This window comes from Exiguobacterium sp. U13-1 (assembly GCF_001750115.1).
Taxonomy (GTDB): Bacteria; Bacillota; Bacilli; order Exiguobacteriales; family Exiguobacteriaceae; genus Exiguobacterium_A; species Exiguobacterium_A acetylicum.
Genome location: NZ_CP015731.1, coordinates 1,665,395 through 1,683,861 on the forward strand (window position 1 = coordinate 1,665,395; position 18,467 = coordinate 1,683,861).

At 46.6% G+C, this 18,467-nt stretch carries 20 protein-coding genes; 16 read left to right on the forward strand and 4 right to left on the reverse strand.

Annotated features, from left to right (window positions below; genetic code table 11):
* Positions 1-93 precede the first annotated feature (93 nt).
* From ESP131_RS08445 to ESP131_RS08480, 8 genes are all read left to right on the forward strand, one after another.
* Complete coding sequence (locus ESP131_RS08445) at positions 94-1,788, forward strand: IucA/IucC family protein (RefSeq protein WP_069940408.1); 1,695 nt, start codon at positions 94-96, stop codon at positions 1,786-1,788.
* Positions 1,745-3,370, forward strand: coding sequence for an IucA/IucC family protein (locus ESP131_RS08450; RefSeq protein ID WP_052169514.1), 1,626 nt, complete (start codon positions 1,745-1,747; stop codon positions 3,368-3,370). Before ESP131_RS08445 ends, ESP131_RS08450 begins: the two co-directional genes overlap by 44 nt.
* The gene (locus tag ESP131_RS08455; protein WP_047396108.1) at positions 3,357-4,553 is read left to right on the forward strand and encodes an AMP-binding protein; all 1,197 of its coding nucleotides are present in this window, start codon (positions 3,357-3,359) and stop codon (positions 4,551-4,553) included. Before ESP131_RS08450 ends, ESP131_RS08455 begins: the two co-directional genes overlap by 14 nt.
* Entirely contained in the window at positions 4,541-4,792 is a 252-nt protein-coding gene (locus ESP131_RS08460; protein WP_029341315.1) for a phosphopantetheine-binding protein, read from the forward strand. The genes ESP131_RS08455 and ESP131_RS08460 overlap by 13 nt, the downstream gene beginning before the upstream one ends.
* Positions 4,785-5,783: a DUF6005 family protein gene (locus ESP131_RS08465; protein ID WP_029341316.1), complete on the forward strand. Its 999-nt coding sequence runs from the start codon at positions 4,785-4,787 to the stop codon at positions 5,781-5,783. The genes ESP131_RS08460 and ESP131_RS08465 overlap by 8 nt, the downstream gene beginning before the upstream one ends.
* Complete coding sequence (locus tag ESP131_RS08470; protein ID WP_029341317.1) at positions 5,731-6,558, forward strand: sugar phosphate isomerase/epimerase family protein; 828 nt, start codon at positions 5,731-5,733, stop codon at positions 6,556-6,558. The genes ESP131_RS08465 and ESP131_RS08470 overlap by 53 nt, the downstream gene beginning before the upstream one ends.
* Before the next feature lie 94 nt (positions 6,559-6,652).
* Complete coding sequence (locus ESP131_RS08475) at positions 6,653-7,765, forward strand: glycerol dehydrogenase (RefSeq protein ID WP_029341318.1); 1,113 nt, start codon at positions 6,653-6,655, stop codon at positions 7,763-7,765.
* 147 nt (positions 7,766-7,912) lie between these two features.
* Complete coding sequence (locus tag ESP131_RS08480) at positions 7,913-9,064, forward strand: FAD/NAD(P)-binding protein (RefSeq protein WP_047396103.1); 1,152 nt, start codon at positions 7,913-7,915, stop codon at positions 9,062-9,064.
* 61 nt (positions 9,065-9,125) lie between these two features.
* Here ESP131_RS08480 and ESP131_RS08485 read toward each other — a convergent pair whose 3' ends face one another.
* Positions 9,126-10,064 carry a peptidoglycan DD-metalloendopeptidase family protein gene (locus tag ESP131_RS08485; RefSeq protein WP_047396100.1) on the reverse strand — a complete coding sequence of 313 codons (939 nt, stop codon included), beginning with the start codon at positions 10,062-10,064 and terminating at the stop codon, positions 9,126-9,128.
* A 258-nt stretch (positions 10,065-10,322) separates the two neighbouring features.
* The gene (locus ESP131_RS08490) at positions 10,323-11,060 is read right to left on the reverse strand and encodes a peptidoglycan DD-metalloendopeptidase family protein (RefSeq protein ID WP_047396097.1); all 738 of its coding nucleotides are present in this window, start codon (positions 11,058-11,060) and stop codon (positions 10,323-10,325) included.
* A 326-nt stretch (positions 11,061-11,386) separates the two neighbouring features.
* On the opposite strand from ESP131_RS08490, the gene ESP131_RS08495 reads away from it, so the two are divergent.
* From ESP131_RS08495 to ESP131_RS08530, 8 genes are all read left to right on the forward strand, one after another.
* On the forward strand, positions 11,387-11,848 hold the full coding sequence (locus ESP131_RS08495; protein WP_047396095.1) for an NUDIX hydrolase: 462 nt from the start codon (positions 11,387-11,389) through the stop codon (positions 11,846-11,848).
* An 87-nt stretch (positions 11,849-11,935) separates the two neighbouring features.
* Positions 11,936-12,811: an SDR family oxidoreductase gene (locus ESP131_RS08500; RefSeq protein ID WP_047396092.1), complete on the forward strand. Its 876-nt coding sequence runs from the start codon at positions 11,936-11,938 to the stop codon at positions 12,809-12,811.
* A 13-nt stretch (positions 12,812-12,824) separates the two neighbouring features.
* Positions 12,825-13,013, forward strand: coding sequence for a hypothetical protein (locus ESP131_RS08505; protein ID WP_047396090.1), 189 nt, complete (start codon positions 12,825-12,827; stop codon positions 13,011-13,013).
* Between the two features lie 152 nt (positions 13,014-13,165).
* A complete protein-coding gene (locus ESP131_RS08510; RefSeq protein ID WP_023467846.1) occupies positions 13,166-13,546 on the forward strand; it encodes a GntR family transcriptional regulator in 381 nt (126 codons plus the stop codon).
* Positions 13,539-14,216: an ATP-binding cassette domain-containing protein gene (locus tag ESP131_RS08515; protein WP_029341326.1), complete on the forward strand. Its 678-nt coding sequence runs from the start codon at positions 13,539-13,541 to the stop codon at positions 14,214-14,216. Before ESP131_RS08510 ends, ESP131_RS08515 begins: the two co-directional genes overlap by 8 nt.
* Positions 14,213-15,028 carry a hypothetical protein gene (locus ESP131_RS08520; RefSeq protein WP_047396088.1) on the forward strand — a complete coding sequence of 272 codons (816 nt, stop codon included), beginning with the start codon at positions 14,213-14,215 and terminating at the stop codon, positions 15,026-15,028. Before ESP131_RS08515 ends, ESP131_RS08520 begins: the two co-directional genes overlap by 4 nt.
* Before the next feature lie 10 nt (positions 15,029-15,038).
* Positions 15,039-16,133 carry a hypothetical protein gene (locus ESP131_RS08525; RefSeq protein WP_029341328.1) on the forward strand — a complete coding sequence of 365 codons (1,095 nt, stop codon included), beginning with the start codon at positions 15,039-15,041 and terminating at the stop codon, positions 16,131-16,133.
* Between the two features lie 82 nt (positions 16,134-16,215).
* Positions 16,216-16,509, forward strand: a complete 294-nt coding sequence (locus ESP131_RS08530; RefSeq protein ID WP_047396084.1) for a hypothetical protein — start codon at positions 16,216-16,218, stop codon at positions 16,507-16,509.
* 28 nt (positions 16,510-16,537) lie between these two features.
* Here the strand turns inward: ESP131_RS08530 and ESP131_RS08535 are convergent, their stop codons facing one another.
* Positions 16,538-17,026 carry a DoxX family membrane protein gene (locus ESP131_RS08535; RefSeq protein WP_051656236.1) on the reverse strand — a complete coding sequence of 163 codons (489 nt, stop codon included), beginning with the start codon at positions 17,024-17,026 and terminating at the stop codon, positions 16,538-16,540.
* Positions 17,027-17,153: 127 nt separating this feature from the next.
* Positions 17,154-18,338, reverse strand: coding sequence for an MFS transporter (locus tag ESP131_RS08540; RefSeq protein WP_047396081.1), 1,185 nt, complete (start codon positions 18,336-18,338; stop codon positions 17,154-17,156).
* Between the last annotated feature and the right edge of the window lie 129 nt (positions 18,339-18,467).

The window sequence follows — 18,467 nt, forward strand, 5'->3', positions numbered from 1 at the left end:
CATAAGTGCGTATACGTACCATCAAAAACGGGGAAACCCGTTTTTCTATTGTTATGGAATGAGAATGATTTTCAATAAGAGGAGGAGTAGAGCGTGCGAACATGCGAAGAACAAATCGAGCGATTAGCGACCGAGGTGACGCTTCAATCGTTCATGAACAGCTACATCAGAGAAGTGAACCCGGGCGAATGGGTCAACGAGAGACCGTTTGATGCATCCGAGATATCCTCTTTTTATTGGATGAAACCGTATCTCATCGAAATCAAACGTCGTTCCATCATCGGACGCCACGAGATTGGAATAATCCGTGAAGAGACAAAAAGCGGATGGCGGGAAGTGTCAGCCATGTCCTGTATCATCACCTTTTGCATCAGGCTTCAACAAAAAGATCCGGATCAGACGGACTTACTCTTTCGTGTTCTTGACAGTCACCGGACAATCCAATTGATTTTGGAGGAACAACTGAATGCACAAGAGCAAGAGACGTTCATCGATTATGAACAACGCTTGTGGTGTGGTCATTGGTTCCATCCGACCCCGAAAAGTAGAGTCGGTATGACCGACTGGCAACAAAAAGCGTATGCGCCTGAATTCCGTCAGCCGTTTCAACTTCACTATTTTACGGTACATGAGACATTGCTCGAGGAGCGTTCAGGTAGCTACGAGACGATTAGTCAGCTGATGGAGAACCAACTGGCTAACTCAATTCAGGCGACAGCACAAGAGCGAATCGTTCCGATTCATCCGCTTCAAGCCGAGTATCTGTTGCGTCAGCCGACAGTCGAGCTGTGGATCGAGCAAGGTATTCTCCGTTATCATGGTGCAACTGGACCACTCTATAACGCAACTTCGTCGATCCGGACCGTCGAAGCACTCGACCGAAGTCATATGTTGAAGTTATCCATACCTGTCCAAGTGACGAACTCAAGACGCGTCAATAAGCGGCATGAATTAGAGGCTGGTTATTTGATGTATCGCTTGTTTCGTCATCTGTCTCTGCCTGATACGTTTGACCTCATTCACGATCCTGCATATTTAGCGATACGGACTAAACAAGAGACCGGATTCGAAGTCATTTTGCGAGAGCCAGCACCCCACGCGGTAAATGTTGCAGCACTCGTCCAACCAGCATTGCCGGATTCAGAATCACTCCTGTTGCGGCTCATCCGGCAGTCAGGATCCATTGAAACGGAGCATGTCACTCGGTGGTGGAAACAGTACTTGGAGTTGACGTTAGGAGCGATCGTTACACTATATGAGGAACAAGGAATCGGGCTCGAGGCACATCAACAAAATAGTCTCATTACATTTGAAAAAGGATGGCCAGTTCGATATCACGTCCGGGATAATCAAGGCTATTACTTAGCAGACACGAATCGAGATTCCTTCATCCTGCTAGAACCGGAGTTGAAGCATACGACGTTGTTCTACTCAGAAGAAGTCATTGCTGAGCGTTTGACGTACTACATGATTTGGAACCATCTAGCGAGTGTCATCGACCGATTGGCAGCAGACACATTATTGAACGAAGAAGTTGCTATCGCGTTACTGCGTGAATGGTGTCAGGTACGAGTTGAAAATCTAGAAGGGAGAGGCAGAGCTTGGCTTTTGATGTTGTTAGAATCGTCGACACTTCCATACAAGGCGAATTTACTAACACGCCTTCAAGGACTCGATGAACTCGAAGTCGAGGGGGAACGGGTTTGTTTCGTCGACTTGGATAATCCGTTACGGGAGGGAAACTATGCTTTACGACAGCAAAACACGCATCTGCAAACAACTTCTTGAGAGTCTGTTATTTGAGCGGATTCTTCCTTTTACTGAAACGATTGTCGGAACAAAGCATTGTTTTACATTCCACTTAAAAGATAGTGAAGTGACAGTCGAAGGCAAACGTGGTCCGTTCGACCGAATACGGCTCGACATCAAGACGTTACGCTCATCGAAGTCATCCGGCGTCAATGACTGGTTTGAGTATCTTTTGACGCAATTGCCGATCTCGGACGACTTTCAGGAAGAGTTGCGACGTACACATGATTTCGATGACTTGTCGCAGCGACATCGTCTACGAATCCACCGAGCAGGCTTCGGTTATGAAGAGTTGGAGCAGACCATCATCGAAGGGCATCCCTACCATCCTTGCTTCAAATCAAGAATTGGCTTTTCGCGTGCCGATCACGAGGCATATGGACCTGAAGCGGGCAATCGCTTCCAGTTGCATTGGGTCGCCTTGCCGCCTACGCTCGTTCAAGGAAATGGGATCATGCCGATTCGACGAATACTTGGACAGCATAAACTTCACGGTTTTTTGGAAAAGCTAGAGAGCTTGAATCGAATCGATTATCAGATTCTTCCTGTCCACCCATGGCAATGGTCACGTATCAAGCAGGAGGTGGCGCAAGTCGGAGGTATCGACTTAGGAGAAGGCGGGGTATTCGTGCAAGCGACGCAGTCGATTCGAACCGTTTTTTGTCCAGGTCACCCCGAACTACCGCATATCAAATTGCCACTCGACTTGAAGCAAACGTCAGCCGTTCGGACTTTTGCCGTGCCGAATGTCGTGGCAGCTCCTGCAGTATCGGATTGGTTGAAAAAACAGGCGAGTGAATTGCCGGTGACGCTGTTATCTGAATTTGCTTCATGCGTCGGCTCGAGCGGTCCACTTGCGGGTCGGGTCGGCTGTGTCTTTCGAGAAAACGTCTTGACGTATGCTCAACCGGGCGAGCAAGTCATGCCTTTGACGGCACTTGCTCAAATCGAGGTCGACGGAAGACATTTTCTAGGACCGTGGTTGGAACGATATGGTCATGAACGGTGGCTTCGTCGATTCTTCGTTGTCTATCTCGAACCGATCATCCGACTCGTCACTGAGAAAGGAATCGGTGTGGAAGCTCACGCCCAGAATACGTTACTTGTCTTACGGGACGGATGGCCGGAACGGATCATTCTCCGCGATTTTCATGATAGCGTCGAGTTCGTCACCGAGTTACTCGACGATCCATCGGATGTACCCGATTTTAAGAGGCTACATCCTGATTTTGATGCACCGCTCAACACGTATTACGAAATGTCACACCCGCTTGCCTTACGCGAACTGCTGTACGATACATTATTCGTCTATCATTTGACGGAACTAGCGTATCAACTTGAACAGACGGAGAACTTGAGTGAAGCGACGTTCTTTGATTGGATGCATCAGACGATCGAAGGATTGCCGATTGATCGAGACCGACTAGAACGAATCGGATGGTACGAACAAAGAGTAACAGCAGAAGCCTTACTGGCACCACGGTTTGGTTTGACGAATCAAATCGATGTAAAGAATTCACTCGTTCAACGAGGAGAGGAAGACGATCATGCTATGGATTGAGAAAGAATGGGTGACAGAAGAAGAATTGACGACACATGAACTGGTGAAGCAATCGTTCATAACGGAAGGGAAGACCGTAGCCATCTGTACGTCAGATACAAAAGCGTGGTTAGCCCTTTGTCTTGCGATGCGCCGAATGAATGGAACGATCCTGCCCATTCATCCGGATACGCCAGTTTCCGGTGCTGAGCGTCTAGCGACACAAGCCGGATGTGGTTATTTGATTTATCAAGAGACCATCGTTTCGCTTCCGGAAGCAGAAAAACGTGCGGGTGGATTGATTCAATTCAGTTCCGGTACAACGGGGCTACCAAAAATCATTCACCGGACATGGGAGTCGATCGAGACGGAACTGAATGCTTATACGAACAGTTTTCCGCTGACGACGAAAGCGACGATCGTTGCTTGTCCGACGACGCACTCATTCGGATTACTGTGTGGAGTGTTCGCGACTTTAAGACGTGGAGCAACACCAGTCATCCTACAAGACTTCTCACCGCGTCATGTGCTAGCAATCCATCGTTTGCATCCGGACGCGATCATCTATACGGCACCGGGACTGGCGTATGCGATGAGTTTGTTCCCGCAAACAGTTCACGCAGTGATGATTTCCGGGATGACATTACCAGAAAAGTGGTTCCGTTCGATTGAACGGAAGACACATCATTTGCTTCAACAATATGGCTGTTCAGAAATCGGCTGTATCGCACTTCATCCGAATCCGTCGAGTCCGCAAGCGATCGGCTTTCCACTAGAGCATCTTGAGATTGAAACGGGCACGAAGGGAAAACCAGCAGAATTAGTCGTTTCGCAACAAGGCGTACGGATCGGTACGAAGGATTTGATGTACTTTGAAGACGGGCTGCACTTTCTTAGCCGGCTCGATGAGATGATCAATGTGTCTGGCTTATCCGTCTATCCAGGGGAAGTCGAAGATGTCTTGTATCAGCTTCCGACCGTCGAGACTGTCGTCGTCTTTAAACGAATGGATGCGTTTCAAGGAGAGCGCGTCTGCGCTCAACTCGTGACGACAGCATCAGAGGAAGAACTGAAACAACATTGTATGAAGCATCTCGCACCACATCAACGACCGACGGAGTGGCAAATCGTTGAGCAAATCGAGCTGTCTGCGAATGGGAAAGTGAGTAGAAAACGATTGGGGGAACAAACATGTCCCGTTTAACGATTGCGCAATTCGAAGATATACTGACCGAACAGCTCGAATGGTCATCATCTGTCGCTGTCTCGACAACAGACTCTCTACGAGATGATCTAGGACTCGATTCGATGCGCTTGATTCATCTGTTGCTTCACCTTGAATTGGAACACGGGTTAGTGATTCCCGATGAGCACATGTCAGCCCTGCCCAAAATGCGAGTAGAAGAGTTGATGTCTGTTTTACAGGAGGTCGCACATGATTAAAGTACACTGTCTCGTCAGTTGCGTCTGCGAGACGATCAAACGATCGGACGCGGACCATCGTCCCTATTACTTTGGCGTGTGGGACTCTTCGTTCTCCTTGTCAGCCGATTATGTCCTCTCACATCATGATGAGAAGATCGATCATCAGGAGATGCTTGTTTGGTATGAACAGCTTTATGGCATACCTGTCGAAGAATGGTATGATCACGAGCAATCAAAGGAACTGAATATCGCACATCTTATTAAACGAGTCGAACAGAAAAACGAGGACGAGTCAGTGATTGTCATGTTGGATTTAGCTAGTCTACCTGAGCGCGAAAATAAATTTCACCATGATGTGTTTCCCCACTACGTCATGTTAGAGGCGACAGAAAATCCGGAAGTATGGCACATGCTTGATCCTGATTTCCGATATGAAGGTGATGTTGCACGCGAGCGTATTCTGGAAGCGGTACGTCATCCTGCTGTCGCTGGTGGGTTCGCGTTTCAGAGTACGGATGTTCGAATACCGGACGCGACGACGGTAAGTGCCTATTTCATGAGTTGTCTAAACGTACATCATCCATTGACCGAGGCAGTCAGACGTGTTGTGCATCACTATCGTAAACAACCTGAGGGATTACCGAATGCCTTAAAGCAGTTACCTGTCATTGCCATTCGAAAATACGCCTATGAGCATGCATTTGCTTATTTATATGAAACGATTGGACGCGACTTGCAGACATCTGATTTTGAAGAATGGACGGATGAGGTTGAAACATTAGTCAATCAATACTCTGTCATCCAGCATCGGGCTGTTAAATATGCTGTAACGCGTCAACCGGAAGTGTACTTGGAAATCGAACGATTGATCGAAGAACAATGGGCACGGGAGAGTGCAATTAAACGGCAACTCGTCGACACGTTCCATGCGTATCAACGACAGGAGGGGATTGAACATGAAACTCGCACTTTGCACGATCAGCTATCGGCATCATCTGCGTTCATTTAATGATTTGATCGATTTTGCTTCAGAAGAACGCTTTGACGCCATTGATATCTGGGGCGTTCATGCTGAACATTTAAGGATGGAAGAAGTCGATCGGCTGAACTCGTCCCATCTGAACGTCAGTATGTTGAGTCATTATTTAAATTTAAACGCATCGATGTCAGAACTACTTGCGGAGACAAAACGACTCTCGCGATTAGCGACACGAATCGGAACGGAGCGTATCCGCATCTTTGCTGGTAATGAGGCGAGCCATACCTTATCCGATGCAAAATGGGATCAACTCGTTTATCGATTGAAGGGGATTTGTCGTGTCCTTGATCCTGCAGGACAGCGATTATTACTTGAATTTCATCCGAACACTGCAACGGATACGGTTGCGGCAACGATACGTTTATTACAAGCGATCAATCACCCGGCATGTCGGATCAACTTTGACGTCTTACACGTCATCGAATCAAAGGCAGATCCCGTCGAAGCATACTTCAGACTTGCAGCGTATGTGGATCACCTACACTTAAAAACAGTGGCGAATGCTGAACAGTTTTCAGTTTTTGAACCAGCAAATGTCTATGCGGCAAGCGGATCGCGGGAAGGGATGGTTCCATTGTTCGAAGGGATCGTCGATTATCACCGGTTCTTTGAAGACGTTTCAGGTCATCTCGATCACTTGACGGCTAGCCTCGAATGGTTCGGTCCTGATCCGGACGAGCGATTAAGAAGTGATCGGAGTCTCATCACACAAGCTCTTGAAAGAGTACCCGTTTTGTCAAAATGATTCGAATCGATGGGGTTTAAACGTTAGTAGAAAAGGAAATTCCTCTACTGTATGTCATTGACTATCGTGTCCCTTACAGAAAGGATGTTGAAACATGTCAGAACGTGTCTTCATTAGTCCCTCAAAGTATGTCCAAGGAAAGGATGTCATTGACCGGCTCGGTACATATGTGAGCCCGTTCGGTGAAAAAGCGCTCGTCATCGCGGATGATGTCGTCTGGAAAATCGTCAAGGAACGCGTTGAACAATCGTTGTCTAGTGAAAACGTCGGCATCGAGAAAGCCGATTTCAGTGGCGAAGCCTCACGGCATGAAGTAAAACGAATCGCGGAGCAAGCAAAAGCGGCAGATGTTCGGTTCGTCATGGGTGTCGGTGGCGGGAAAACGCTCGATACGGCAAAAGCGGTCTCAGATGAGCTGAACGTGTCCGTCGTCATCGTTCCGACGCTTGCTTCGACCGATGCCCCGACGAGTGCTTTGTCCGTCATCTATTCCGACGAAGGGATTTTCGAAAGTTATCGCTTCTATAAGAAGAATCCTGATCTCGTTCTCGTCGATACGAAACTGATTGCGCAAGCGCCGGCGCGTTTCTTTGCGTCCGGAATCGCCGATGCGCTCGCGACTTGGGTCGAGGTTCGGAGTGTCGTCGCTTTTGGTGGACAGACGATGGCAGGCGGGCGACCGACAATTGCGGCACAAGCGATTGCCAAACGGTGTGAGGAAGTCTTGTTCGAGCATGGACGACTGGCGTATGAATCCGTCCAGGCGCAAGTCGTCACACCAGCACTCGAAGCCGTCGTTGAGGCGAATACGCTCTTAAGTGGACTCGGTTTCGAGAGTGGTGGATTAGCTGCAGCCCATGCCATCCATAACGGTTTTACGGCGCTTGACGGTGAGATTCACCACTTGACGCACGGGGAGAAGGTCGCCTTTGGTACACTCGTCCAGTTGGCGCTCGAAGAACATCCACAAGAAGAGATTGAACGCTACATCGCGCTCTACACGGATCTTGGTCTACCGGTGACGCTCGAGGACGTCAAGCTAAAGGATGCGTCGCGTGAAGATATCGTCAAGGTCGGCGAGGCAGCGACCGCTGAAGGTGAGACGATCCACAGCGGTTTCAACGTCACGGCGGACGAAGTCGCGGATGCGATCATCGCAGCCGATCGCTATTCAAAAGCGTATCTAGCGAAACATGCTTCTTCCTGATTGATGCGTTCAAATCCGCTTCCTCTACCGAGAGGAAGCGGATTTTTTATGAGTCTATATCGATTTGCCCTTGAATTCTTCTTAAAAACACGCTATCTTTATAAAACGTAATGATTACGATTTAATTCAGGTAAAGGAGTTTTTGTGATGACGGATCGATATGAATGGGTGATTGTTGGCGGAGGAATTCATGGGATGACGGTATTTAATGCCTTAAGTGAAAAAGGAATAGACCGAAAGATGATTCGAATCATCGACCGTCATGAGCAGCCACTTATGAACTGGCGTAAACAGACCGAACGGATTGGCATGCCTTACTTACGTTCGACACGTGTTCACCACACTTCGACGAATCCGACGAGTCTCAGACATCATGCTGAAGAACAAGATTACACACATCAAGCCTTCAAGGATACATACGGGCGACCATCCTTGGAACTATTTAACGACCATGCCCTTCAATTGGCGCAACGAAATGAAGTGGAGGCGAGCTGGGTACAAGGAGAAGTCACACGACTAAGACGAGAAAGTGGAACGTGGATCGTCTCGACAGGTGAAAGAGATTTATTGGCAAACCGTGTCGTTCTCGCTCTCGGGCAATCGGAGCATCACGTCATGCCAGAGTGGGCGAAATCGGCGCGTCATCTGTTCTTATCAAAACAAGACACACCACCGGTCGTCATCATCGGAGGTGGGATCAGTGCGCTGCATCATACGATTCAATGTGCTGAGCGCTATCCCGGGCAGGTGATCCTCCTTTCACGACGTCCGCTCGAAAAAAGTGCGTTCGATGCGGATCGGAAGTTCATGGGACCAAAAGGACTTACACCATTCAAGTCCTTGTCGGCTAGCGAAAAACGAGCGTTGATCGTACAGGAGCGTCGCCCCGGAACGGCAACACAGGACTTGATTCAACGTGTCCGACATTTGATTCGGGAAGGGATCATCAATCATGTGATCGGTGAAGTTGAGCAGGAAGTCGGAAGCGGAGTAAAGCTGACGGATGACCGCATCATCACCGCTGAATCGATTATTTGCGCAACGGGTATCCGTCCGATGGTCGTCGAAGGATCATGGCTTGAAGCCGTACAGCAAGAGTTGAAGCTACCCTTATCGCCTTGCCGGACACCGTTACTGGATGAAACGACTTTTGAATGGGGAGAGAACTTATTCGCAACTGGCAGTCTCGCTGACTTGACAGTCGGACCATTCGCTCGATCGATTTACGGGGGACAAGCCGCAGCACGTGCGATTGTCTCAACGATTCAAGTGAAGCAGAATACGCTTGTTTCCGTTTAAAAGAATAGGGAAAGCCCCGACCACATGACTTATCAATGACGTCATGCGGTCGGGGCTTTTTTTAGAGATAATCAAGTGGATTGACGCTGCTGCCAGCTGATGTTGCGCTGTAGACGTACGATCCCTTATGAAGTTCAAAATGTAAATGTGTTCCGAAGGCGTTACCTGTCTCACCGACTGTACCAACTTTTTGACCTTGCGCGACGGTTTGACCGACCGAGACGGAGCGACTATTCATATGTGCATACAGACTGATGAACGGCGATCCGTTGACAGTGTGTGAGACCATGACGTAGTTGCCGTATGCGCCTTTATACTGCGAAGTGATGACCTTACCGCTTGCTGTTGCATAGACTGGAGTGCCTTTCGCTGTGCCATAATCGATGCCGTTATGGAACGTATAGCCGTAAGCGCCGCTTGCCTTACCGTAACCTTGCGTGATTGGACCACTCGTTGGTGTCGCGAAGTTTTTTGACGTAGAGGCTTTTGATGCGCCACTGCTGTTTGTCAGTGTCAAGACAGCATATTTCGAGACGTAGTCAGCGTGAACGAATCGTTTGTCGCCACCGTATAGGAACTTGATCCAGTCACCTGTCCGACCGAGGTAGCGGAATGTTTCGCCTTTATCGACACTTCCGACGACTGCACTGCTCGTCGAGTTGCTGCTACGAACGCGAAGATTGTCGACGTTGATTTTAATCTTATAGATACGTGTTACAGAATATTTCTTAACATATGTAGAAGAGACGTAGACTTTTTTCGAACCGTAGAGGATTTTTGTCCAGTTCCCTGTCCGACCGAGATACTTGTATGTGTCACCTTTTTCAAAACTCGTGACCGTACCGTAAGACGTTGAAGGACCAGTTCGAGCACGTAAGCCGTCTTCCATGACCTTTACCTTATAGAACGTCGTTGCTGCATCCGCACGTGGGATGGCAAACGAAGCAACACTCGCCACAGCGATCGCTGTCGCAGAGACACCTTTCCAAAAACCATGCATGATTCATTCCTCCTGAGTATGTAATCTGTGTGACCAAACCGTTATGTAAATTTCATAGATGAGTATAACATTTACGAAAATGTTTAATTGTTACATTCACATTTCGATATTATTTCAATAAATTATATTAAACAGACTTAATTTTATCTATTTACCAATTGTCGACAAATTCATTTGACAAGATTGGATGGAATTGGATAAGATGAAATGCCATATGAATAACAAAAAAGGTACCCCGAATGAGGTACCTTGAAATGCTTATAAGAAAGCGAGTGGGTTGACACTGCTTGCTGCAGAAGAACCGCTGTAGACGTAGTTTCCGCGGTGGATCTCGAAGTGTAAGTGAGACCCAAACGAGTTACCTGTACTACCGACAGCTCCGATGTTAGCGCCTTTCGGGATCGATTGACCGACGAAGACGGAACGTTTACTAAGGTGAGCATACACTGTTGTGTACGAAATACCGTTCACTTTATGTTCGACCATGACATGGTTTCCATATGCTCCCTGATATGACGACTTGATGACTTTTCCGGCAGCGGCTGCTTTAACTGGTGTTCCAGTAGGTGCTCCGAAGTCGATACCGTTATGGAACGTGTAACCGTATTTGCCGCTAGCGTTTCCGTAACCTTGCGTGATCGGTCCGCTTGTCGGACGCATGAAACCAGTCGACGAAGAGAAAGATGCTTTTTTCGCTGATTTACTAGAAGCGCTGTACTTCTTGACGTAACCTGAATAGACGAAGCGTTTTTCGCCTTTATGCATGATCTTCGTCCAGTTCCCTGTCCGACCGAGATATTTGAATGTTTGACCCGCATTGACGCCGTCGACGATGCGGTGTTTTAACGATGGACCAGTCCGGACACGTAGTCCGTCTGCTTTGATCTTAACTTTATACGATGAGCCTGAAGAGGCTTCAACCTTACCTGTACCCGTAGCTGCAAAACCTGAAACAACGAGGGCGCTCATTGCTAACGTCGTGATTGTTCGTTTCATGAATGTTCCTCCTAAGTTGAATATCTAGTGTTGTCGTCGGAATGACATCTATAGAAGTGGATGCGTTTAGTGTGTGTTGAAGTGAGTAATGCGGTCATTTGACTAACGAGAGTATAGCATTCAAACATCAGACGGTTGTGTTTCAATTTGATTGCTTAAATATATTCTAATAACAATTGTTGTAATATTGAATACATATTCAATCTCAAAATCCTTTAAAATCAAGATGAATCCGTGTTACAACGAGATGAATTTGATGACAAAATGCAATCGTGGGAAATGATGAGAAAGTATGGGAGTCTAATAAGAAGAGAGTAGGTAATGGGATGGATTTGACGTTTACAGTAAATCAAAAAAAGCTTAACATTCGCGCAGTGGCGCTGTTGATTCAAGATGGACATCTTTTGATTCATCGTCAAGGAGAAGATAATTTTTGGTCATTACCGGGAGGGCGCGTCCAGTTCGGTGAAAGTGGTGCCAAAGCGATTGAACGTGAATTAGTAGAAGAACTCGGTCAGTCGATTGAGCCACCGGTCTTCCGTTTCCTGCATGAAAATTTCTTTGAGTACGCCGATCACCAGTTTCATGAACTAGGAATGTTTTATGATGTCGTTTGCAGAAAACCGCTGCCTTTATTAACAGAGGATTTTTACGGTCCAGAAGGTGAAGGATTGACGTATCGCTTCGTTCCGTTCGATAAACTGGATCAGTATACGTTGTATCCAAGCGAATTATCAAAAATGATTCAAACAAATGTGTTTCCGACACTACTGACGAATGACATCTGACTTTTCCAGAAAAACGTTTATAGATGTATCGCAAGGGAATGGTTAATCATGTAGTTCATTCAACAGTGATAAGGGAGCTGATCGTTCATGAGAGAAGAACAGTTCGAAGCGATGCATCAAGAAGCACGAGGACAGACACAGGAACAACAACCCGGTGTCGAGTACGCCATGAAACCAGAACCAATCTACGATGATCCGGATTATGTTGGTTCAGGAAAACTGACAGGGAAGGTCGCGCTGATCACAGGCGGGGACAGTGGAATCGGTCGTGCCGTCGCTGTCGCTTATGCGAAAGAAGGGGCAAACGTCGCGATTGTGTACTTAAATGAGGGGAAAGACGCTGAAAAGACGAAATCGTTGATTGAAGGCTACGGGGTCAAAGCCTTAAAAATCGCAAAAGATGTCAGTCAGCCAGAAAATGCACAAGCGATCATCGATACGGTCATTGCAGAGTTCGGTCAATTGAACATTCTCGTCAATAATGCCGGCAAGCAATTCCCGCAAGATGATTTCCTATCAATCACACCAGATCAATTGAAGGAAACGTTCGAGACGAATGTTTTTTCGATGTTCTATTTAATTCAAGCAGCGATTCCGCATCTGCATAAAGAAGATACGATCATCAATACCTCATCGGTAACAGCCTATCGTGGAGCACCGACGTTGATTGATTACTCAGCAACGAAAGGAGCAATCACGACATTGACACGCTCACTCGCCTCGAGCTTGATCGAGAAGGGAATCCGCGTTAATGCCGTTGCACCGGGTCCGATTTGGACACCTCTCATTCCAGCGACATTCTCAAAAGAAAAAGTCGAGTCGCATGGTGAAGATACGTTAATGAAACGCAGAGGACAACCGTCAGAAAATGCACCAGCTTATGTCTATTTGGCTTCTCGCGATTCAAGTTACATCACAGGTCAGACGATTCATATCAACGGCGGCGATTACATCACGTCTTAAGGGGGAGAACAAGATGAAGAAAAATCCGAATGAAGTGCCTGAACGCGAACCGGATCATCAACCGGACGAAGTCCCGCAGACACCACCGAGCGAGGTGCCGGATACGCCACAGGAAGACCCTGTTCGTCAGCCGGAACCGGATACGTTCCCAGAACCGACTGAAATTCCCGAAACACCGCAAGAGGATCCGAATCCATACTAAGGAGTGAAATAACCACCATCCAAAAATCGGATGGTGGTTTTTCATGGCGAAAGAAAAAAACCGTCTTGACAGTCAAACTGTATGGTGAGTATGATACAGAAGAGAAGTGTATTATTGTTTTAATACATTAAACAGGAAAGGGAGGTCTACCGATGCAGTTCGATCAAAGAAGCCCGGTGTACCTGCAGGTCGTGCGTTGGTTCAAACAACGAATCGCGACTGAGGAATTGCAAAGCGGGCAAGAAATCCCGTCCCGTCGCGAAATCGCCGCACAGCTCGGAATCAATCCGAATACCGCACAAAAAGCATATAAAGAGATGGAGGAGCAGCAATTGATTACGACAGAACGGAATGTCCCGAGTAAGATTACACGTGATCCACAAGTCGTCCAAAAAGTACGGGCCGAGATGCTTGAAGAAGCCGTCTCTGAATTCATCGATGCCGTCAAGGCAATTCAAATTCCACTCGATGAGGTCGTCTCGAAGGTCGAGACCGTCTATCAGGAAACGGAACGGAGGAAGATCGATGCTTGAAGTCCATGGCTTACAAAAGAAGTACGGAAAAAAACCAGTCCTTCAAGGTGTCTCATTCTCGGTTCCGATGGATCAACTGACGTGTCTGATCGGTTTGAATGGTGAAGGGAAATCGACGATCCTGAAGGCAATCGCAGGTCTTGTCCCGGTTAACGCGGGAACAGTTCTCATCGATGGCGAGATCAACCGAAATAAGATTGCCTTTGTTCCGGATATCCAGACGATGCCCGGCTACATGACGGTCGGTGATGCGCTGACGTACATGGCGGATTATTATTCCGACTGGAACCCGGCGACAGCGGATGAGCTAATGCGGATCTTCCAGCTACTCTCGACAGATAAGATCACGGACTTATCAAAAGGGAACCAAGCGAAGGTCAGCTTGATCCTCGGTTTCGCTCTCGATCGTCCGTACTTATTACTCGACGAACCATTCGCTGGGATCGATCTGTTTACGAAGGAACAGATTGCAGGATTATTCTCGAGTCACTTCATGGAAGGACGCGGCATCCTGATGACGACACACGAAATTCAGGAAATCGAGCACTTGATCGATCGAGTCGTCTTCTTACAGGACGGTCGAATCATCGATGAACATGAGACGGAAGAGATGCGAGAACTGTACGGGAAGTCGGTTCAGGACCGGATGCGGGAGGTCTATTTGCGATGAAACAATACATACAATTGACGAATGAAGAGATCAAACGGAGTTTTAAGCTTTATATAATCGCCGTGCTTGTGATGGCAGCGATTGAGCTGGTATCGGTCGTTGTAAACGTCAAACTACATGAGCGCAGAATCGAAGATTACTTGAAGGCGAATACTGCTACTTTGTATGACGCATTCAATGACATTGGAAAAATTTCGTTCATTGATACAACCTCCTTTTTCAGTTACATGACATTGATTGGTATGGCGTTAGTCGTTATTTATACAATTCAGATTTGGTACCGGGATTGGGTTGGTGAAACGAAATATATCTATCGTTTATTGATGCTTCCAGGAAATCGAGCAAGCATTTTCTTCTCGAAGTGGACGACATTACTTTTGATCATCACGAGTTTTCTCGGTATCCAGTGGTGTTTGATCCAATTCGGAAATCTATTATTTAATTGGTCTGTCCGAGTTGACTATCTGGATAAAGACAGTCATCGTACACTAGGAAGTACGTTAGGCGAACTCTTTTCGTTGAATTTGACGAATTTATTTGTAATTCTTTCAATATCGATGTTTATCGTGAGTTTTATATTCCTTCTTGTTTTAATCGAACGTTCTTACCGTAAATGGACTGGTCTTCTGAGAATGGGAGTCGAGATTTTCATCGTGGTTATTTTTACTGTGACAGGTCTTTATTTCTTAGAGCAAACTAAATTATTGTTGAACTCAGAAAAGACGCTTGTATTGATTGGGTTGTTCGTCCTCTATTTTGCTTATGTGATTTGGAGAAGTCTACGTTTATTAAAATGGAAAATTACGGTTTAAGGAGGACACTATGCGTTCGATAAAATATGTTTTACTTTTAGGCGTCATCTCTATCGTGTCTTTAGGAATTTATGTGGGACAAGTACTTTCGTTCGATAAGACGAAATTCGTCGTTGAAACAAAAAAAGGTGATCCAAACGAAGAAGTCGTCCGAAACATGCAACTTAGTCTTAGTGAGTGGGGACAAAATCCGAATGAATATAGTATTTCGATGAATGGGGATATGACGAAGGATAGTCAAACAATACTTTCGTTACTTTTTTATAATGAATCTAATTGGACCGATGCTCCACGATCGTTCCAACAATTTGCTTGGAAGAATGATACACATGTGTTTACAAAAGATTCGATTACATATGGAATCAATAGATTAAGCGAAAATAAACTTGAACTTCAGTATTGGAATGCGCAGACTAAGAAATTGACGAGCACAACGATTAAGCTGCCTGAAGATCAAATGAATAAACAGTTACGTTTTTCTCCGTTTCAACGAACAAAGGACAAGTTACTCATTGATGCGACCCCTCTTAATAGACAGATTGAAAGAGAATATATCTACCAAATCGATTTAAAAAAGAAAACGATAACTAAAATCAAATTACCTGACCGTTTAGGAAAAGGTGATACGATTCGATCGTTATACAATGGAAAAATGATTGTCGATCAATTAAAAGAATTGGAATATCCTGATGATTTTTTGTCTGAAACCGTCGTAAAGGATGGTCAACAAACAAAAGTATTAAAAGAATTCGATCAAGTCAACGAATCAAATGTCATAAATGATGGTAAATATTATCTAGGACTTCTTGAAATCTCTCTGAAACCATCGAGTAAGAAAAAGTTAAGATGGTTAATCTATGATGTTGAGTCAGAGCGACTAATTACCAAAACGATTAACCTCGAATCTCCTACATTAGAAGAAGATTTTTCCCATACGAGCTTTACTGTAGATCACGACCATATCTATTTCGCTTATCGAACGAAAAAAGATGAGGTCAAATCATTGGTGATCAATCCGGTGACATCTGAAATCGTTTACGAAGCTAATATTCAGAAACAAGGTTCGAAAAATAACATTTATCTAAATGAAGTCGTAACAAATTAATAAAAGTAACCAATTTCTACACATCACTTGAAACCTACCGTTTTCTTCCAACGTATAAAGACTATACGAAGGGGGGACTGACATGCAATTCTTGATTTTTGTCGTTTTCGCAGGTGCCATGTATTGGTTCTACTACAACTTCTTACTCGGGTATCGTAAGAAGAACATCACGCTGACGTTCGATGATCGGTTTTATTCACTCGACGAACATGTCTCAGCCATCGAACAAAAGCTCGCAACGGATGGGCACTCGGCACGTTATCTCGGTGACCGTCGTTTCGAAGTTGATGGCAAACCCTATCTGTTCCTCGAGCGGACAGTCTCAGTCGGCGGGGTTCCGACACAGCAGACGATTCTCGAGCAACAAAAAAAATAACTCTCCCGCGTACGGGAGAGTTTTTTCGTTAGACTGGAATCCGGTCAAGGGGATGCGGTTGCTGCGACGAACGATACCAGCGCATGATCCAGTGATCGATGCCGATATGATACGCAAAGCGTCCTGCAGCCAGTAAGGCGATTGACGCTGCTAGGAACAATGGGTTTAACGCAATCGTCCCAGCGAGTAAGTAATTGAGATTCATGATGCTTCCGACGACCAGTGCAGGAACCGTCAACAGACTAAGAATCAACAGGATCCCGACGACGAGTTCCGCGAACGGAATCAAGGCGTTGATCAGCCCGACGTTCGGTAAGGCGAGTTGCTCGATCCACGTCGCATACCACGAACTGACGAGTGCGTCTTCGCCAGTTGACTTCGCAAGCGCTCCTTCGAGAAACGGTTTCGCATCGAAGCCATTAATGTACTTACCGATTCCGGCGATGAACCACTGGATTCCGAGCCAGAGTCGGATGATCGTCAATAGACCGAGACCGATGATGTGTAATGCTTTCACTTTCAGACACTCCTCTACTACAACATAGTCCCCATCATACTGAAAAATCATCAGCGAGATGGGGACTATCATCATAACGTCATCGAACCGTCATCGACCTGTTACAAAAAAGGATAAGGTAACGGTTTCATGACCGTTGATCGAGGCGATGACTGATTGCAGTTAATAAAGCAGCAACGAGCGCAACCAGTCCACCGACGAGTGCCGTGTTCATCATCGGACCGTTCGCATAGACGATGCCACCGAGTGCCGAACCAAAAGCAATCCCGACGTTACTCGCAACCGGCATCAATGAAGCGGCGAGTCCTTTTGCTTCCGGATTGAACTTTTTAGCAAGGTCGATCAAGTAGATCTGTGTCGAAGTCGTTAGTAAAATCGACATCAACGACATCAAGGCGATGTTGAACAGACCAAGCGGAAGGGATGCTGTCGTGAAGTATAACGCAGCAAGAACGACTGCTTGCACGACGAAGACGAACCGTAAGCGTCCCATCGGATTTTTGCTAGCAATCTTTCCGGCAAGGATGTTACTGAAGATCGAGACGACGCCGTAAGCGAGCAAGATCGGACTGATCCACGTTTTCGCAATCCCAAGTTCTGTTTGAAGAATTGGTACGAGGTACGTGTAGACGACGTAGGTTGCCCCAAACCCAAATGACGGAATGAAGAAGGCGATCAGGATCCGTGGGTTGGCGAGCAATCCGAGCTGTTCCTTAATCGAACCAGAACCCGTCGATTGCTGGACCGGAACGATCTTTAAAACAGCGAGGAACGCGATTATTCCCATGACCGTCGTCAGCCAGAACGTGGCTTCGAAGCCAGCGTGTTGCCCGATGAACGTACCAATCGGAACACCTAAAACGTTCGCAAGTGTAAAACCACCGAAAATGAACGAGACGGCAACACCGCGCTTCGCGACAGGTACACCGTCACTTGCGACGACCATTGCGAGTGAGATCAAGACACCAGTCAGGATGGCTGTCAGAATGCGGGTTGCGAGCAATACTTCGTAACTTGGTGCAAAACTACTGGCAAGATTCAATAGTATCCAAGCAAGTAAGAGACGTAGGATCAGGCGACGCCGTTCCAGATGACCGGTCATCGACATGACGATCGGCGTACCAATCGCAAAGGAAATGGCAAAGGCCGAGACGAGCGTACCGGCTGTTGCGATCGTGATATCAAGGGCTGAGGAGATTTCAGCGAGGATCCCGACGATGACGAATTCGCTTGTTCCGAGAACGAATGTCAGGAGCGACAACGTAGCAATCAAGAGCCAATCGCGTCGACTTAAACGAGTAGTAGGTGACATGGATGATTCCTCAATTCTAGCGCTTGCGCGCGAAACTATGAGTAACAGGATAGCATGAAACGATTTCGTCGGGTATCGCAAAGCGAGATTTCGGGAAAAGAACCATTATTCGAAATAGCGTGTGAATTT

Coding starts and splice junctions, on each gene's coding strand:
- ESP131_RS08520 (WP_047396088.1), top strand. CDS start 14,213: ATGAAACAATACATACAATTGACGAATGAAGAGATCAAACGGAGTTTT.
- ESP131_RS08515 (WP_029341326.1), top strand. CDS start 13,539: ATGCTTGAAGTCCATGGCTTACAAAAGAAGTACGGAAAAAAACCAGTC.
- ESP131_RS08530 (WP_047396084.1), top strand. CDS start 16,216: ATGCAATTCTTGATTTTTGTCGTTTTCGCAGGTGCCATGTATTGGTTC.
- ESP131_RS08525 (WP_029341328.1), top strand. CDS start 15,039: ATGCGTTCGATAAAATATGTTTTACTTTTAGGCGTCATCTCTATCGTG.
- ESP131_RS08495 (WP_047396095.1), top strand. CDS start 11,387: ATGGATTTGACGTTTACAGTAAATCAAAAAAAGCTTAACATTCGCGCA.
- ESP131_RS08460 (WP_029341315.1), top strand. CDS start 4,541: ATGTCCCGTTTAACGATTGCGCAATTCGAAGATATACTGACCGAACAG.
- ESP131_RS08465 (WP_029341316.1), top strand. CDS start 4,785: ATGATTAAAGTACACTGTCTCGTCAGTTGCGTCTGCGAGACGATCAAA.
- ESP131_RS08500 (WP_047396092.1), top strand. CDS start 11,936: ATGAGAGAAGAACAGTTCGAAGCGATGCATCAAGAAGCACGAGGACAG.
- ESP131_RS08505 (WP_047396090.1), top strand. CDS start 12,825: ATGAAGAAAAATCCGAATGAAGTGCCTGAACGCGAACCGGATCATCAA.
- ESP131_RS08540 (WP_047396081.1), bottom strand. CDS start 18,338: ATGTCACCTACTACTCGTTTAAGTCGACGCGATTGGCTCTTGATTGCT.
- ESP131_RS08470 (WP_029341317.1), top strand. CDS start 5,731: ATGAAACTCGCACTTTGCACGATCAGCTATCGGCATCATCTGCGTTCA.
- ESP131_RS08455 (WP_047396108.1), top strand. CDS start 3,357: ATGCTATGGATTGAGAAAGAATGGGTGACAGAAGAAGAATTGACGACA.
- ESP131_RS08450 (WP_052169514.1), top strand. CDS start 1,745: ATGCTTTACGACAGCAAAACACGCATCTGCAAACAACTTCTTGAGAGT.
- ESP131_RS08510 (WP_023467846.1), top strand. CDS start 13,166: ATGCAGTTCGATCAAAGAAGCCCGGTGTACCTGCAGGTCGTGCGTTGG.
- ESP131_RS08485 (WP_047396100.1), bottom strand. CDS start 10,064: ATGCATGGTTTTTGGAAAGGTGTCTCTGCGACAGCGATCGCTGTGGCG.
- ESP131_RS08480 (WP_047396103.1), top strand. CDS start 7,913: ATGACGGATCGATATGAATGGGTGATTGTTGGCGGAGGAATTCATGGG.
- ESP131_RS08490 (WP_047396097.1), bottom strand. CDS start 11,060: ATGAAACGAACAATCACGACGTTAGCAATGAGCGCCCTCGTTGTTTCA.
- ESP131_RS08475 (WP_029341318.1), top strand. CDS start 6,653: ATGTCAGAACGTGTCTTCATTAGTCCCTCAAAGTATGTCCAAGGAAAG.